Source organism: Paenibacillus sp. Y280 (assembly GCF_056786335.1).
Window position 1 is genome coordinate 88,883 of record NZ_JBXCIW010000018.1, and the last position, 16,512, is coordinate 105,394.

General features: G+C 40.5%; 21 protein-coding genes. 12 read left to right on the forward strand and 9 right to left on the reverse strand.

The window, feature by feature from the left end; genetic code table 11:
• The first annotated feature begins 1,503 nt into the window (after positions 1–1,503).
• The 3 genes from AC1TPC_RS20515 (at position 1,504) to AC1TPC_RS20525 (ending at position 3,577) form a co-directional block, all read left to right on the forward strand.
• Positions 1,504–2,025: a hypothetical protein gene (locus tag AC1TPC_RS20515; protein ID WP_482068663.1), complete on the forward strand. Its 522-nt coding sequence runs from the start codon at positions 1,504–1,506 to the stop codon at positions 2,023–2,025.
• A 119-nt stretch (positions 2,026–2,144) separates the two neighbouring features.
• On the forward strand, positions 2,145–2,813 hold the full coding sequence (locus AC1TPC_RS20520; RefSeq protein WP_482068664.1) for a SprT-like domain-containing protein: 669 nt from the start codon (positions 2,145–2,147) through the stop codon (positions 2,811–2,813).
• A 380-nt stretch (positions 2,814–3,193) separates the two neighbouring features.
• Positions 3,194–3,577, forward strand: coding sequence for a YhjD family protein (locus AC1TPC_RS20525; RefSeq protein ID WP_482068665.1), 384 nt, complete (start codon positions 3,194–3,196; stop codon positions 3,575–3,577).
• A gap of 74 nt (positions 3,578–3,651) precedes the next feature.
• Here the strand turns inward: AC1TPC_RS20525 and AC1TPC_RS20530 are convergent, their stop codons facing one another.
• The 9 genes from AC1TPC_RS20530 to AC1TPC_RS20570 all read right to left on the reverse strand — a co-directional run bounded on the left by AC1TPC_RS20530 (position 3,652) and on the right by AC1TPC_RS20570 (position 8,414).
• Positions 3,652–3,792, reverse strand: a complete 141-nt coding sequence (locus AC1TPC_RS20530; RefSeq protein ID WP_482068666.1) for a hypothetical protein — start codon at positions 3,790–3,792, stop codon at positions 3,652–3,654.
• A gap of 38 nt (positions 3,793–3,830) precedes the next feature.
• Positions 3,831–4,925, reverse strand: a complete 1,095-nt coding sequence (locus AC1TPC_RS20535; RefSeq protein WP_482068667.1) for a zeta toxin family protein — start codon at positions 4,923–4,925, stop codon at positions 3,831–3,833.
• Between the two features lie 52 nt (positions 4,926–4,977).
• Positions 4,978–5,313, reverse strand: a complete 336-nt coding sequence (locus AC1TPC_RS20540) for a sigma factor-like helix-turn-helix DNA-binding protein (RefSeq protein ID WP_482068668.1) — start codon at positions 5,311–5,313, stop codon at positions 4,978–4,980.
• Positions 5,314–5,338: 25 nt separating this feature from the next.
• Positions 5,339–6,400: a phosphoadenosine phosphosulfate reductase domain-containing protein gene (locus tag AC1TPC_RS20545; RefSeq protein WP_482068669.1), complete on the reverse strand. Its 1,062-nt coding sequence runs from the start codon at positions 6,398–6,400 to the stop codon at positions 5,339–5,341.
• Positions 6,401–6,463: 63 nt separating this feature from the next.
• The gene (locus AC1TPC_RS20550) at positions 6,464–6,742 is read right to left on the reverse strand and encodes a hypothetical protein (protein WP_482068670.1); all 279 of its coding nucleotides are present in this window, start codon (positions 6,740–6,742) and stop codon (positions 6,464–6,466) included.
• The gene (locus AC1TPC_RS20555; RefSeq protein WP_482068671.1) at positions 6,739–7,059 is read right to left on the reverse strand and encodes a hypothetical protein; all 321 of its coding nucleotides are present in this window, start codon (positions 7,057–7,059) and stop codon (positions 6,739–6,741) included. The genes AC1TPC_RS20550 and AC1TPC_RS20555 overlap by 4 nt, the downstream gene beginning before the upstream one ends.
• Positions 7,060–7,136: 77 nt before the next feature.
• Positions 7,137–7,346, reverse strand: a complete 210-nt coding sequence (locus AC1TPC_RS20560) for a Spo0E family sporulation regulatory protein-aspartic acid phosphatase (RefSeq protein WP_482068672.1) — start codon at positions 7,344–7,346, stop codon at positions 7,137–7,139.
• A gap of 28 nt (positions 7,347–7,374) precedes the next feature.
• On the reverse strand, positions 7,375–8,091 hold the full coding sequence (locus AC1TPC_RS20565; RefSeq protein ID WP_482068673.1) for an LPD29 domain-containing protein: 717 nt from the start codon (positions 8,089–8,091) through the stop codon (positions 7,375–7,377).
• 26 nt (positions 8,092–8,117) lie between these two features.
• Positions 8,118–8,414 carry a hypothetical protein gene (locus AC1TPC_RS20570; protein ID WP_482068674.1) on the reverse strand — a complete coding sequence of 99 codons (297 nt, stop codon included), beginning with the start codon at positions 8,412–8,414 and terminating at the stop codon, positions 8,118–8,120.
• Positions 8,415–8,657: 243 nt separating this feature from the next.
• Between AC1TPC_RS20570 and AC1TPC_RS20575 the strand changes: the two genes are divergently transcribed.
• The 9 genes from AC1TPC_RS20575 to tnpB form a co-directional block, all read left to right on the forward strand.
• Positions 8,658–8,993 carry a hypothetical protein gene (locus AC1TPC_RS20575; protein WP_482068675.1) on the forward strand — a complete coding sequence of 112 codons (336 nt, stop codon included), beginning with the start codon at positions 8,658–8,660 and terminating at the stop codon, positions 8,991–8,993.
• A gap of 453 nt (positions 8,994–9,446) precedes the next feature.
• A complete protein-coding gene (locus tag AC1TPC_RS20580; protein WP_482068676.1) occupies positions 9,447–10,070 on the forward strand; it encodes a sigma-70 RNA polymerase sigma factor region 4 domain-containing protein in 624 nt (207 codons plus the stop codon).
• A 133-nt stretch (positions 10,071–10,203) separates the two neighbouring features.
• The gene (locus AC1TPC_RS20585; protein ID WP_482068677.1) at positions 10,204–10,734 is read left to right on the forward strand and encodes a hypothetical protein; all 531 of its coding nucleotides are present in this window, start codon (positions 10,204–10,206) and stop codon (positions 10,732–10,734) included.
• A gap of 515 nt (positions 10,735–11,249) precedes the next feature.
• The gene (locus AC1TPC_RS20590) at positions 11,250–11,957 is read left to right on the forward strand and encodes a hypothetical protein (RefSeq protein ID WP_482068678.1); all 708 of its coding nucleotides are present in this window, start codon (positions 11,250–11,252) and stop codon (positions 11,955–11,957) included.
• Positions 11,958–12,080: 123 nt separating this feature from the next.
• Positions 12,081–12,449: a hypothetical protein gene (locus AC1TPC_RS20595; protein WP_482068679.1), complete on the forward strand. Its 369-nt coding sequence runs from the start codon at positions 12,081–12,083 to the stop codon at positions 12,447–12,449.
• A 524-nt stretch (positions 12,450–12,973) separates the two neighbouring features.
• Positions 12,974–13,570 carry a hypothetical protein gene (locus AC1TPC_RS20600; protein ID WP_482068680.1) on the forward strand — a complete coding sequence of 199 codons (597 nt, stop codon included), beginning with the start codon at positions 12,974–12,976 and terminating at the stop codon, positions 13,568–13,570.
• Positions 13,571–14,038: 468 nt separating this feature from the next.
• Positions 14,039–15,370, forward strand: coding sequence for a hypothetical protein (locus tag AC1TPC_RS20605; protein WP_482068681.1), 1,332 nt, complete (start codon positions 14,039–14,041; stop codon positions 15,368–15,370).
• 478 nt (positions 15,371–15,848) lie between these two features.
• The gene (gene tnpA, locus AC1TPC_RS20610) at positions 15,849–16,184 is read left to right on the forward strand and encodes an IS66 family insertion sequence element accessory protein TnpA (RefSeq protein ID WP_482068682.1); all 336 of its coding nucleotides are present in this window, start codon (positions 15,849–15,851) and stop codon (positions 16,182–16,184) included.
• The coding region (gene tnpB, locus AC1TPC_RS20615) for an IS66 family insertion sequence element accessory protein TnpB (RefSeq protein ID WP_482068683.1) at positions 16,178–16,512 on the forward strand (335 nt) is incomplete at its 3' end. The genes tnpA and tnpB, both read left to right, overlap by 7 nt.

Sequence of the window (16,512 nt, forward strand, 5' to 3'; positions counted from 1 at the left end):
TGGATTAATTCCTTTTTTAATAATTCTTATCCACAAGCTTTATTAGAAGGTAGAAACGCTACGCGTTTCATTTATTGAAAACATTCTCCCCGCGCCCGCCCCTTCATTCAAGGTGAATTGGAGTTCGAATATGGCATTTCGCTTTTTCTTTTCATGAATAGGATGGTGAGTGGACACAATTCACCTTATCCCGGCCAGTTTATCAAGCTGGACTTAGCAGCATCGGTGGCTGCTTTTGGGATAAGGTTGGCGTAACAAGGGACGGCCAGCACTAACGGCGGCTGGCTGCCGGATTTGTTTCTACCCATCGCTCTTTTCAAAGCGCCAACTATTTATAGAGTTTATTACTCTGGATCGTTTACGGTTCCTATATATCGATCCGCCACCATGGCTTTATTAGTTGCCTGCGTGATCATGTCTCCCTTAACGGTTTCCAGTAAGGTACAAGCGACACACTGACCACGTACTACCCTGCGCTCGCAAGCGCAATCGGAACGGTCGCAATCCACTATGGAGTCACATAGTATTGGTTTGCATTTCGTATTTATCCGGTTTATCTGTCCCCGGTAAGAGACAGACTTCGAGAGTGAAGCTTCACTTCGCACCTGGTTAAGTGCAAGTGGCCACGGCCAAAACGTGGCAACCATCGTTACATCGATCCACTAGCCACCGGTACGCCACATAGATCGAGCAGGTCTTTTATCGTGGTCTCCTGTTCCACCAAGCTATGCGGATCTCACCCGGCTTACCAACCCCATTCTCGAAAAAGACAATAGGAAAGCAAGCCCTCGGAATGCCTTCTTTTTTCAAAAGACAATCCGGAGCGCATGATATGTTATTTTTTGATTACCTCAAATGACCATTTCCGATTTTTGGCAATAGGAAATTAGACCCCATTAGCTCAATTTTTCAAAAATTTGAAATTTGAGTGGAGGATACTCGATTTATATATGTAACTTAGCTAGATCGGCTGCAATAATGCTCTAAACCAGCATTACTAGGCATCCGGCTTGCGATCCTAGACAACTAAAAAAGCCCTACTTCCGACCGATTTAACACGGTGGGTAGCAGGGCTCTACGTTTGTCAGTAAAAAGACCTATGTATCTTCTCCCATTTTGCTCGGAACGCTTGAAACTAGTGCGTTCTTTATGCTAAAATGATGTCAGAAAGTTGTTTTTAAACAACGAATTGACATTTCAATTAGAAGAAGTCATCGTAAGCGCCTGTTTCGCCGTGTATCTACGGTAGGAGCAGCCAAAGGTCGCCAAACCTTTGCCGCTTGAAACGGTGGCTTTTTTCTATTGTCAAGGATCGATCCATCCGCTAAAAGATGGCATCTTTTACGGAATACTATAACATAATACTAGATTTTGAGAAAGTCGAAATTTGCAAATTGATGGGAATATTTTGGGGAAATCTCCATTTTGATAGATATCTTGCTATTATGTAGGCATTGGCCACGCTTTTTTGTTTGGACGGCGGACGGCCGGAGGAGGTCGCCTATGAAGCAAATGTTGCGCAAACGCGAACTAATTGATGCTATCAATGTCCCAAAAAGCACCGCAGCTGATTGGATTATTGAATTTCAAATGTTTATACCGATGATAAAAGAAAGATCCGTTACTTATTATAAACCCGAAGCCTTGCCTGTACTTTACGAGATTAAGAGATTACGTGAAGCTAGCTATGCCAAAAGTGAAATTCTAAAGGAACTGGCCAAGCGTTTTCCGATGACGGTGGATCCATCCGATGAAAAAGATGTAGCTGATGTCATTTTTGATTTTCCGGAATTTTTCCCTAAAATGCTTGAGACTTTTCGAAAAACAGAGGGCACCGTTCAAGAGCATGCGAGGCTTCATGAAAACCATGAGGAACGATTTAGCCAGCAAGCGATACTAATAAACGAACAAAGCAATTCCATTCTAGAAATGAAAAAGCAACTTGATGATGTTACGCAGCAGCTGGCTGCTACTAAAGAAGAGCTGCAGCGAAAAAACAAAAAATGGTGGAGACGTTTTTTATGAGCCAACCTTTAAGGGTATGGCTCATTTTTGGCTATAATAATTGAATGTAAACATTCAATTATAGTTGAAAGTATACATTCAAAAATATATAGTTTAACTATGACGGGAGGAGATCTTTATTGAATAACATTGAGGTATTAACCGAAGAATTACACAATGCTTACCGCTGCTTGAATCAAGCCTTTTTTGATAATGAGCTCCCCGAGATAGCGATTACTATTCAATCTGGTGGCAAGCGATTAACTATGGGGTGGTGCTCGCGGCAACCGATTTGGTTTAATACTGAAGGTTCCGTTAAACTCTATGAAATTAACATCGCTGCTGAATACTTAAATATCCCATTCATTGAAACCATGACGACGGTTATGCATGAAATGACGCATCTATATAACAAAATCCATAAAGTGAAAGACGTATCTCGTTCTGGCCAATATCACAATAAGCTTTTCCGTGATGAATGTTTACGCCGAGGTTTTTATTATGAGACGGACAAGCCCGATAAAAAGCTTGGCTGGATATTTGCGAAGCTCACAAATGATGCGATCAATGAGATTGAGTCCATGTCTATTAATCAAACTGTCTTTACGATCGCACGCAATACGTTTGGGACCGTAGCTCCTGAACACGAAGAAGATGAAGAGCCTGAAGAAGAGGAAGAACCGCGCCGTAAATCGCATATTAGAAAACTTGTGTGCCCGAGCTGCGGTAACTCCGTGAGAGCATCCAAAGAGGTTAATATTCGTTGTGATGATTGCGATGAAAAAATGGTTGAAGAAATACCGGATTAATTAGTAAATGACGATGCATTTTAACAATTGCTTAAAAATGCAATTTGAAGGCCCTTAAAAGGGCCTTCTCGCGTTTTAAGTCTCTTGATCCATTCCAAAATACCTAAGAAGCTTATCGTCGCTCTAATCGAAGAATAGAGACCCTAAATGGGTGTTAGAAAAAAATCGGCGCGCCGGCTACTTCATCCCGATCGTGCAGTCTAAAATTTATTTTTCAAAGATTGCAGATTTATCGACTCCAAAAATCAGTCAAATCAACAACCCTTACACTAATAGCTGTTCTAATTTCCTTACTTGGAACTAATCCCCTCGTGGAAAAGAACATATGTTCGGTATATAATGAGAAGAATATCGAACCTGAAGGTGGGAATTGATCAAATATGGCGCCGCAACCATATAACAATGATGATACACAAATTTTAAAAGAAGCCATTTTGTTTCCATATATCCTGGATGTACTCGAAAGAGATATTCAGATTATGATGGCCTCCAACATGAAAATGAAGGAAGTCTATGTAGGATTACTGAGAAAAGCTCAAAATGATGCCACAAAGTCCTATTATGAGATTAAACAGCGCATGAAGAATGCCGGCCTTAAAATAATCGAGGAAATTCGAGAAAAAGAAGCAGTAATAACGAAGTTTAAAGTTCGTGGTTATCAGCATGAGTTTACGATGCTCTGGCGTCATGTCAAGGTTGAGATACAAGTTAGAATGGCTGCATACTTAGATGTAGATCTAAAAGATCCGAAGACGGCCCCTTAGAATTTGGAATATAAATAAATGGACGGGTGTGCCACAGTGCACTGATTCCCGCCCATTATGATTTCACTGCGTTACTACTCATCCTTAGCTGATGAATTCTCATCAGATTTTTCTTTTAACGCTTTTTCTAACTCTGCAGCCTCTTTGGCCAACAAGTCTTTGTAGTACTCTTCTTTGTTTTCCTCAACATACTTCATTACTTTACTGATATCCATAGTTCTCACCCCTTTATTACATTATAACGCTTTATCCTCTACATTTCTAAACCCATATTGCGTGTTTTTGACATCAAGCTTCCCTTACTCACTTGATCCAGGATCTGATTTTTTTTCTCCTTTGACAAGAAAGGCATCTTCTCGAGCGTAATTCTCCCCATTTTCCCATCCTGCAGCTTGTAGTTCATAATCTCTTTACCGTTTACCACATCTAATTTATAATGCTGCACTGCCGCTTTCAGTAAGTCCGCGGTAACTTGTGAACCAGTTGGCATTCCATTTGCTTGTTTTAGGAGCTCCTTTAATTCCACGGTTTTCTCCAGCTTGATCCACTTGTCACCTTCGAGATCACCTTTAGCATAGAAGCCTGCTAGACGCTCCTCATTCATCACCCGTATTTGATTATTTTCTTTTACATAAAACGGGCTTGGATGACGTTCTGACATATCGTACACATAGAATGAGTCCAGTTTATCTTTAATATGATGAAATGTTACAGGCACCAGGGCATGGCTCTCTTTAACGATTTCAGCAGGTACCCTTCTCTTTTCACGAAGAAACCTGGCTTCTTCACGCCGGAAGGCTTCTTCAAGCGGCACATCAGCCAATACACCCGAAACTTTATAACCATTTTGCTTAGCCAAGTCAATATAACGCTCATATTTATCTCTATTTTTCATTGTCCCGTCAAAAATGATATTTAGCTTCTTCTCCATTGCTTGCATATACAGCTTTTCACTAATGTCACTGCTCTCATCATGCAAAATCGAGGCTGTTTTCTCTGGATCCTGTTTCTGCAGCTTCTCATACTCCGGAAGCATCGACTTAATTTTATCCGAATCTATGATGACTACACTTTCTCTCTCTGACTTAAATGCCCGAATCATGAGCTCTGAAAGTGCTGATTTTCCTGAAGCCGTTCCCCCACCCATTAAATTAGCTGCAGGCTGCGTTGTTGCTGGTGAGAGTCCTTCAAATAGTCCATTAATAATATCTCGATGAACCTCTAAACGCTGCTCCGTATAATGCCCATTACTCGTATACAAATCTTTCGTACTACGCTCGTCCATTATAAACCCTCCAAGTGTTGTATATATCCACTTTAAGGTAAGAACCGGTAGTTTCGCAATCAATTTCCCTTTTTTGACTAGAATAGACTCTGGTCCGTAATAGGCTTACTCCTCTCTATTTAATCCATGAACGCCATTTTGGATTAATACTCCGGAACAATTCTAAAAGCCCTTTACGCTCCAGCTGGCTCACCCGGCTGCCGGATATCCCCAGTGATTCACCGATTTCCTTACGTGTTTCTTTCATGAAGCCATTGATCCCGAGGTGCCGGCAAACGATCAACTGCCTACGTTGATCACAAATCGCCGTAATATGTTCCTCTAGTACACCTTGGAATACGGCATTTTCTTCTTTCGTTAACGGTTCGATTTTGAGTCCTTTTTTACGTGATCCTCCATATAACAGATCCATACAGCCCTTCTTGATAATCAGATTTTTTTTATCGTTCAAATTAAAAAACCTCCGTATCTATTAGTTAGCTTGCATCGAAATCCTCTACGAAGCAGCCGCAACCGCCGAAATCAAACAAATCGATTTGCTGGTCCTTCTTTAACTCGTCGTCCATTACGTGAATGGGGTACGGAACAGCGGGATAATCTAGCAGCGTATGTACATTCCCCTCATCGTCGGTAAATGTATTTCTAACTGGTTTCTTACTTTGTTTCTTCATGAATGCGTATTGTTTAATGTGCATTTGCTCGCAAGTCGCACCGGCTGCCGGATGAATATAGAGCTTTGGTTTAGGCGCTCGATCATAAAAATAATCTCTATAAGCGTCATCGATTTCCTTATACAGCATTTCGCGGACCTCTTCAGTAAACCCATCCCTGCCATCAGATACCGTATCCTTGATATACCGGTACGCTGACACACACATTTTCAAATGATACTCTTGCTCCATAATTTTCTTGTAGACATCCGGCATCTTGGCTCTAAGTAGCTTGTAGTGAGCCTGGCCGGCTTTTACGCACCTGGCGTTACAATTGTTATGAGCGAAACCATAATCGTACAGAATTGGCTGCTTGATATCGTATTTCTTCAGCACATCCTCTTTCCAAATGTTGTTATGAATCAGTGGCATCTCGACCCTGAATGGCTTCCAATTTTCAATGATCGCATCTTGCCTATGCATTTCATCAAACCCGATCCCAAAATATAAGACTGCCTCTGTAATGAAATCATCGTTCTTCAGATAATGTCGATTCCGCCAGTGTTCAACTGCAGGTCTTTTCCCCTTCTTTAAAAAATCACTGGCCACACGCTGCTTCAGTATTTTTGAGCAATCACCAATCCGATTGTTATAAACCATTTTTTTCTCAAACATGAGCTGAATCGGATTCATACCCGTACTATGCGTCAATAATGGGAGCCTCATTTTATCCGATGCTTCATTGATAAACCGATAAGAATCCCCGCTTTCCCATAATGTATCCGTGAAATAAAGCAAAATATTATCTTCCGGGTGATTCGTTTGAATAAAGTCAGCTGCAGCTAGACTTGCTTTGCCGGCACTACAAAAAACGATGTGATTTCTCATGAACTAATCATCCTCTCTTGAGAATCTTAGCGGCAATCCGTCCGCCGTCCGTCCTGTAAGTGGTTAAACTTCAGCGTCTACTCTGCAAGCCCCTATAACCGGATCCTGCGATCGCACTGCTTTATAAACAAACACAATAACTAGGACTAAGAACAAACCACCTAAAACAAGAAGTGATCCGATCAATATTTTCATAATAAGAATTTGATAAGTAACCAGCTCATCGATTGGGAGCTTTTGATCGACTGCAAACTCAATCATTTTGCGGAGTAGAAAAACGGTAAAACCTTGCGAAAATAAGAAGAAGGCGCCAACTGTAATGACCAAGCGAAACAATTTCATTTCATCACCTTCCTGATTATGACGACATGAGCTCTATCCTGATTTTGTGCTGCAGCTTGCTCTTTTTGCTCTCTCTCAATCTCCATAACATTTCGGATCGAGACCACGATAATTCCGACAAATAGTAAAGCACCAAGCACATTCCACCAAACCGTACTTGCAATATATTCAAGCTGCAGCAGCGCCCAGTTTGCAAGACTGATATCAAACCAACCTTTCATAAACTGATTGGCCAATACCAGGACGAGCACCGCACGTATCACATGGTATTTTTCTGATTTAGATGTAAGCAGCTGTTTCATTATATTTTTTAACATTGTTTCATCATCCTCCGTTTTGTTAGAATAGAGGAGCGAGGGCACCGACCAAGTTTCTTCGCTCCATGAGTCGTTTGCTACTTAGCAGACGGCTTTTTCTTTTTAAAATACTTCGTGAGCTGCGTGTGCCTAACGATGAGATTATCCAATTTTTCAGATAGCAGCTGCAGGTCATCACTTATTCCTCTGTAACATCTGCTATACTGGTTCAATTCGATCCTTTTTTCCTCTATTTCAGCCGATAGCCGGTCAATATCTTCTTTCGTAACGGTGAATGGTACGCTCATCGTTCTACTCCTCCCTGGAATCAACGCTTTATTTAGTCGATTTTCCATAAAACTCATTCGCGGCCAAGCTAAAAGCGGTATCCACTGTCATACCAGACTGAGCTAAGAGATCTGCAGCTTCTAGTTTGAAGAAACTATATAACACCTGAAGCTTTAGCCTCTGTTCTGGCGTAAGCGAATCTAGATACTCTTGCTCCGCCGTCTTCTTCGGAAACAACTGCACCACATTATCAGGTAGCTTTGCCGGCGCCGCCTGCTTTGTTGCTTTTCTCTCATCCCTGACCGGACTGGCATCCAGCATAAGATCAGGACGATCAGCTGGCGTTGTCCCTTCTATGATCCCACTGCGGATCAGCTCCCTTTCAGCTGATATCCGTTCAAATATCAGCGCATCAGCGTATGAATTACCATCAATTTCATCCATGTACGCGGTTATTACCGCTCTACGCGCATCTGATAATGTCCTCACAGCGCTTAAATATCTAGGGCCTACATAAACCTCGCCTTTCCACTCATAGCCCGTTGCATCGGTATAGTCCGTATGAGCAAGGACGCGAGTATAGCTAGTGAAGCGATTCAACACTTTCTCCAAATCAGGAACGACCGGACCATCCACCCAGTACACTGTAACCGAATCATATTCGGATTTAAAATTAAACTTCACGCCGGGAAACACTGCCTTAAGCGCCTCCGTGATGTGTTTTTTTGTTTCCTTACCTGGAATAGAAATTGATTGTTTTGTCATTTTATCCAACTCCCTTTTCTAAGTGGTTAACCTAATTCTGAAACCTCCTCACTCTCAAGCTGCTTAAGGACCTTTTCAAAAGCAGTCACCGATCGCTCTATCGTTGCGACCACCTTTTCACGAAAACGCTCGCTGAATTCACAGCTGTTAACCATAGCGGCTAACTGCTCATCATGGCGGTAAAGCTCTTCATCAATTACAAAACCGATGATTTTAACCAATGAGTATGATGGATCCTGAACGTTAACAGCAAATGCGGACCAACTCACAACCTTTGTTTCAAGCGTGCGTACCATGAAACCCTTATCAAATGTCACTTCCATTTTCATCAACCTCCAAATTATGGTAAATCGACCCTTCTCTACCCTTCATCCGATTTCGAGGAGGCTAGCCGCGCGGCGATGAGCGCGTTTTTTAAGGTTTGGAACAGAAATCTGTTAGCGAAAGTACAACTTGCGTATGTAGTTTTCAAAAAGCAATTCATCCTTGTGTCGTATCGGCATAGCCCGTTTTGCTATACCGGTTCTTGTCGTGCAAGGGTATGCCCGAAGGGATGGCGTTCTCGAATGAGAAAAGCCACCCTTGCAGGACAAGGTTCGGTATGGCAGGCTAAAATGACGATATTGACACAGTTCTGGATGAATGCGGTTGAAAACGGAAGCAGCAAGTGGCTCGCAACACCATTTCGGTTCACAAACCGTCAAATCTTTTCTTCATTGATTCCTCCCAAATGCAATTTTTTTTTTGGTTTAATGGGTAAGAGGTTTGCCTTTACGTGCCACCGGGTACCCCTTTTTGCAGAGCTGCAGGCGGCGCAAAAAAAATTCGGAATGGAACAGGTGTTTTTCCTGGTCGCTTCCGAATTTGCGGGGTGGTGGGGTTTCACGCCCAATAAAGGTTAGTGGAATAAATCATTTAGGTATTGAAGTACTTAGGGAACGGACTCGTCTCCTTGGCCGCATAGAAAATATCCTATTAGCAAGGTCATAGGGGCAATGTGAAGTGGATATTGCGAGAAAATATGAATCTAAGAATTTTTTGAGAAGCTGTTAGATTTCCGCCTAAAAAATTGATGTAGTAATAGGTGGCAAACCAAACGAGAGAAGAAAAAGAGACCACTCTCGAATGAAGTACAGCGAATTCTCAAAAAAAGAGTAAGAGGCTGTTAGATTTTGGGCAAAAAAATGTAAGTAGTAGGCATGGAATTCTCGCCCGATTACATCCGCAGTAATCGATGTTACAGAAGTAGATCACCCGAGCTGTTAAAGCGATCGGCAGTTGCGCTACTTTAAGGAGAAAGACAGGTAGGTAGACTGTGAGCTACCAAAGTAGCGAAAGAGAAGGTGAACTGTCGCATGGCTAATCAGGGAAAGCACAAACAGTACGACGATCGATTCACTGACATCCAGCGTTCTTTAGAAGGAGAAGGTGAAAAAGCTTCAGATTCACGATTTAACGATTTCTACGAAGTTACAAAGAAATTCATAAGACGACGACGAAGTGAGATTAACCAGGAAGAGTTAGACGTTATTGCCCAAATAACCATGGTTATTATTCAACGTCATTTCGAAAAAGGTAATAAAGGGCATGACCTCTTAAGTTATTTAGTTAATTGGGTAAAGCAAGCGATCGAGATCTATGAGAATGATAAATCTTTACACGAAATGGCTATAAAGGAAATAATCGCACAACAAAATGAAGTAAAAAGTGATTTACATCGGAGAATCATTTCCGAAAATGAAGCTGAAACGAATCGAAAACTGTATGCAAACATGGAAATGATAAAGCCTCAATTCAAAGAGGTTTTATACCGGCACCATGGGCTCAAGGAAAAACTGCTTGACATTGCTGATGATATGGGGATACCAAGAGACAACATTTACAGCATTCATGAACGATCACTGAGGGCTATTCGGAAGGCATATGGAATAAAAATTGAACCAAAGAAAAAGACGAAGCCACCCGTCGAAAAATACTAAATCTAAACTATATCAAATAACTCTTAGCTCTTATCTATAACATATCTAAATATTTGTTCAATCCTTATGGGGCTCTTACTTCGAGCCCCCCATTTGGGAAATAAGGGATACTAGGAGTTGAGGGGATAATAATATGAAGAAGTACACTGTCGAAATCGAAAACCTAACCCAACTCCAAGCTCATAAACAATTCGATACATTTGGAGAAGACATTTTTAATCGTGAAATTCTGTTTACTAACCTTTTAAAATCAATTCATGGATACAGTGGGTCTGAAGCAAGATCAAAATTTGGATCAAGGGTAGAAACTTATGTTAATTACAATTTTGTTACGCTAGTAGAACTTATTATTGCAAAACTCGGTGAAGCAATTGAAAAAGATGCTGAAATAAAAGCAGTTGTAGAATTAAAAAGATATATCTGGACTCTCCACGTTACAAAGGTTTTAGCACTCTTTCAAGCAATGGAAATAAAACTTGAAGAGGCTACTGAAAAAATAGAGAGTCAGTATATTAGTCCTTATCTATTAACAAATTCTGAGTTTGAAATGACTGAAGATGAAGAGATTTTTATTATAAAAAGAGAGGAAACCAAGCGAGATCAGTTCTTAAAAGTATTAGAGGAAGAATACAGAAAAATAGATAGTTCATTATTAGGTTCATAAGAAGATAATAGTAAAAAATAGAGCTGTAAAGTCCTGAACTATAAATAAATCCACCTCACATTAGTACCAATCTTTTAAATGAAAATGTTAATCAAATTTTTTTCAATTATACTTTTTTTCAATAATTAAAATAGATGGTTTGTGCTGCCTTCATTTTTTTAAAAAAACTTCATCGTTTTGATAAAGACAACAAAATACCATGAATTGCAGGGCGGACAAGGTGGATATTTTTCAAGAATAATCTAATTTTATATACGAATAATTCACTAACCTACATCCATCTTGTCCTGTTACCTGGTTCATTATGAACCTGATTTTTAAGGAGGTGATTATCTTCAAACATTTTTAGTTGATCTATTATTCCCTGTCGCTCTGACCAAAAAAAAAGGCGCTGCATCTGCTAAATGCGTCGCCTAATTGACCCCGTAAGGGAGCCGATGTGGTTCTGTAAACAATGCTATTATAGCATGAGCCTCCGGCGAAATTCTAATTATAAAAAATGGAGGTCTTCTTAAATGACAATTCAAATCCCTAAATTAACGGTTTCAACTCCTATTGAAATGAAATGGTGTCATATCAGCTGCACGGTGCTCTCCAGCTCAAAATATGGTCTTGTTTATGACCGTTTGAAAGTCTTGCATGAAATTGGTCTGCATGCCCCTCTCGCTCAAGATGAAAGTTTCTACGCCCCACCGGCGAATCGAGCAATTGATGTCCGGACGGTCTTCCCTGACGGTAATATCGTCAGTTTTGTGGGCCAGCGTTATTCCGATCTGCAGGATGAACTGAAGAAGTACGGTCAAGCACTTGCGGAATCCAATGTAGAAGAACTGAATCGTCTTCATCAGTTATTCCTGGCAACTACCTCACTATCACCGGTTCTCTTTAAGCAAGGAACGCAAGTACTTACGTTTGAATATGAACTGGCCCTATACCCTCAAGAGGAAAATGGATCCGACTTTGAACTCACGCTGCTTGCACCGATGCCATCCTTCCAGCTGGTCGGCCAAAGCCAAGTTACCGTGATGGTTACCCTCCCAAGTGCGAGTAACTTCGGTTTTAATGCCGATGTACTTGAAGCAAATGGTTATCAATTCGATCCGGAAGGTAATATTACGGGTGAAGTACCCATGTTGGTTAATGCCGACTACGGGCTTCGCAAAGTAATCGTCTGGAACTGGCAAGTCGATCCGTTCTTCCGCGTGCTCTATCGTTACCGTTAATTGCTATTCCCCCTGCTCACTCCAGGGGGATTTTTTTCTTTATGAAAATATTATGTCCAAGATCTGAATTCGATGATTTTTTTCCGACATATAAAAGATACCCACAAATGAAGGAGATGTCTTATGAGAACCTATGAAGATTATTTCAAAGAAGAAGCCAAAGGATTAAAGGTCGGATCAAGTAAGGGCTTACTCGATCTTGATGATAATAAGTTAATGCTATTGGTTAAACTGCCAAAAGATCATATCATTGCATTACGAGATGATATCCGAGCTAGCGCAGTCACATCATCCGTTAAGCAAGTAGAGCAACATAGCGATTTGATCGCTTTTACGTTAGCTGGTGCTGATAAAACGATTGAAAATGAAGCGCTATTTATCATCCCATTCCAAGATGAAACGATTAAGAACTTACAAACAGCAGCAGCTGGTGGTGATGGTATTCAAGCCGTAATGGTTAGTGATGATTATTCAGAAGTTTACGGTGTATGATTTTCAATGATTCTTTAGGACAGGGTACGCTGCAAAGGAAAATTGATTACATCTTGATGTCAAAAGAAAATAAAGTGTTAGACTCGGAAAATATAGTATTAGAAAGAAAAATAAAGTTGGTGGCCATCAACTGCTTGGCGATCACCAGTCAATGCTCAGTCTACTACGTTATTTTCTCCGAACAGTGTCGGTTTGCGCTACGGACACCTTCTCCTTGGATATTCAGTCTAAAACTTATTTCTTATAAGCTGACAATTCCTCAGCTCCAAATCCTTATAGAATCAACAAATTTTCTTCATATAGCAGGTAAGCGTAAAAAGAAAAAAACGTCTTATTTCCGTAAAAGCAATACTGGACTATGTGTATTGAACCCATGCTAGCAGCATGCCTAGTGTATCCCCTGCTCCTGGATGCTCCTTTGGTTGAATGAACAAGTCCAGTTTAATCATTTCTACCGGTAAACAACCAAATTTTAACTCGAACGTAGTAGATTAATATAATGATATTAGAAGGAGTGGTTATTAATGCGGTCAATCTTTAATTCGGGGAATATAAAGCTGATATATAGGATTGTAGCGAGTGTAGTTGTTGTTGTATCTGGTCTAATGTGGGCGAATACAGTTAAATCGGATAAAATAACATCTGATGAACGGCTAGCAGCTTATTCTGAATATCTTACGTATTGTGAAGAGTTATATTGTAAAGATGAAGCAATGAGAGAAGTATTTGAAATGCAAATGGCATTTCAAGAAAAATCATTACAGCTAATTAAATTAGTAACGACAAACCCTAATCCCACAATGTTTGAAAAAACATTTATTGGCGCAGTTAACCATGAAATCAAAAAGGATCTAAAAAAGTATACCCTGTCGCTTGATAACAAGAAAACAAAAAAGATTGTAGCAGCTCCAAACTCAAAAATGAATGTAACTATTCTATATAATAAGGAGATCGTGAAAGTGGATCCTCTAAATCCAGTTTCATTCATCTATACGTATGATAAAAGCATTGCGATCTATGACAGCAGAAACAACGAGCTTATCACGTATAACAAAGGAAAAACTTCTTTAACTCTAATAGATGGCCTCTTTCGAAAAGAGTTTGAAATCATAGTTAAATAGTCGATGATTGTTGATTACGGGGCAAGGATCATGCCCTCCGTTCTATGGTTTAGCATATAGATTAAGCTGGCACTACGTTAATAATGGCCAGAAACTACAGCATGTAGTTTATAACTTTATTTTTCAAAATCTTCTTTGAAAGCCGAAGTAATTCGGAACCAGTCTAATACTTATTTCCTGATATCTGACAACTTTTATGGAGGTAATATCAAGGATGTTAGTCTACAACTTTATTTTCTCTGTACACTTGAGTCTACAAAACGCATAGATCTTACTCGCTGCTAGCAACGTTCTTTTCGTTGCAGCAGCTTTTTTTTATGGATTTAGAGCTAGAAATGCAAATCAGCGAAATGCGGTAGCATTTCGCATCCGATAACGACGATTTTTTTGAAGCTTCCTCATCGTGAAATACAGATATATTGGTATAATTTATTTATATTTTCTGATTTTCTCGGGGGTGTCCTTCGTATGGAAAGTTCATGGTTACTTACAGATGAGATAAGAATCGAAATTGAACGCATTCAGCTAGCTCAAACCGGTATGAAATGGGATATGATCAAAAACTCTTTAAATGCTAAATATCGTGAAAGTTCAAAAAAAGGACTATTTAGATGTAAGTGCTGCAATGCAACAACCTGGATGGCTTTATTTGAAGATAAGGCCTGTCATTTCAAACATGAAAAAGGAGAAGAATGTGCTGGATCGCGGAATTATACCAGGTACAAAAAGGGAGGTACGCAAGAGTCTCATAAGCATAGAGTGGGTAAAGCCATTATTAAAAATCAGCTCCAAGCTGGTTTATCAAGAACCGATGCAACCGTTATTGATGGCTATTTGCATAATGATGATTTGAGTTATGTACCTGATTTAATTGTACAATGGCCAACCGGCGAAGTTTGGAGTTTTGATTACGTTACTGGAACAAAAAGCGTGCAATACCAGCGCTATCTACTTAAGAAACAAGAGCTTTATCATTCCAAGCAATTTAAAAGCTATTTTTTATTTGACCACAGTCAGATTGCATACAAAGAGGAGCAACACGCACTGGCCTTAAGTTTATCGGAAAAGGGATCCTTGTCCTTTTTACAGGGGGTACCTCATTGGGAAGACCTACTTCAAGATTTAGCCGAAGAATATGGCGATATCCCACTCGTTTCTGATAGAAGTCTGAAGTTAAAAAACAAAAATGTTGATCATTTACTTTATGTTAATGATGAAATAGACGGTTTTTTATACAAATTATCGCAGCTGGAGCTACGAGAAAGCACGGCGCAGCCTAAAGAAATTCCAGACCAATGGTATATGATAATCGGCAATATCAAAGAAATCTCAAATAACGATTTGTTTCTTTTTGATAAACAAAATAAAGCGTTTGCTTGGGAGAATGAAGAAGAAGTAAGCACGGACGAATTAAACACACTAGTCACGGCCATTGAAGCTCGACATGCAGCTATTTTGAAAGAACAAGAAGAAAAAGAAGAAGAAATGCGAAAGAAATCGCTTAGACAAAAAGCTTATTTTGTCCAGCCATCAAGTGCTTCTGAAGTAGCGTCATCCTATGAAATCACTACTCCCGATTATCGTCCAACAACTATCCTAACTAGCGACGAGTCAATAGTTCATTACACAGAAGTCCTTCATGTAATGCGAAATTCATCGTTAGTTGAGTCAGCTCCTGGATTCTTAGACCGGATCAAAGAGTGTGAAGAGGATATCCAACTATATAAGGAGACAGGCGACATATCCGATCGTTTACATCCACATATTCGAATGATGAAAAACGCTTTACGAATATTATGAAGCAGCAATGACAGACGAAAATAAAGTTCAGACTGCCGATGCCTTATTGGACTAGCGTCTCCCGATACAATAACGAACAAGAGGCAGCCGATATAGCCGGCTGCCCTTCCCTATTTATCTATTTATTAAAAGAATCATTGAAAAATGTTAGGCTATATAGTGCGTTAAATAGTCTTAGTGCGTCAACAGGCTTCCACTCATTAATATCATCTCTACCATGCAGTACCCAGTTACGATTAATAATAGATGGTTTATACGACTCAACCTCAAAATGTCCAAATTCAAAGGCTTTATCAATAAATCTATGTACTGAGATAAACAAAGATTTTTTTGTCGTATTATCTTGGAATACATTTATTTTTTCTTTAAACGCTTGTCTCCATTGCTTAGCTTTAACGTAAGCGTCAAATCCAGCCCACCTTCAACGTCCAAACCATTCATGAGAAAATGAAGGCAACCCAATGAAGGAGGTTGCCACATGACCACGAGAGAACAACGTCGTCAAGCATGGATTGAACGTATCACAGATTACAAATCGAGTGGCCTTACCATGTCAGCATGGTGTACCGCCAATCACTTTAAGCTAGATCAACTCAAATATTGGCTCCGCAAAACGAAAGAAACCTCTTCCTCCGTTTCAGTAACTCCTTCTACACACTGGATGCCGCTCACGGTTGTGAGTCAACCAGACACAATGGTCTCCACATCCTCACTTGTTGTACGTATTGGACAAGCCAACATTGAGCTTCGTGCAGGATTCGATCCGCAGTTGCTCCGTGAAATCGTCCATGCATTGGAAGTAGCGTCATGCTAACGCTACCCAGTACCCACCCTGTCTACCTCGCTTGCGGATCAACCGATCTTCGCAAGTCGATCGACGGTTTAGCCGCGCTCGTTCAAGAATGTTTTGGGCTCGATCCGTTCTCTCCTTGCTTGTTCGTGTTCTGCAATCGCGATCGCAACAAGCTTAAAATGCTGTACTGGGAGTACAATGGCTTTTGGCTGTTTTATCGCCGGCTGGAACGCGGTACGTTTGAGTGGCCAAAGGGACGCGAAGGTGCCGTCACCGTCTCTTCCCGCGAACTTCGCTGGCTGCTAGACGGACTTGCCCTAAGCCAACGGCATGCGCACCCGCAAGTCAC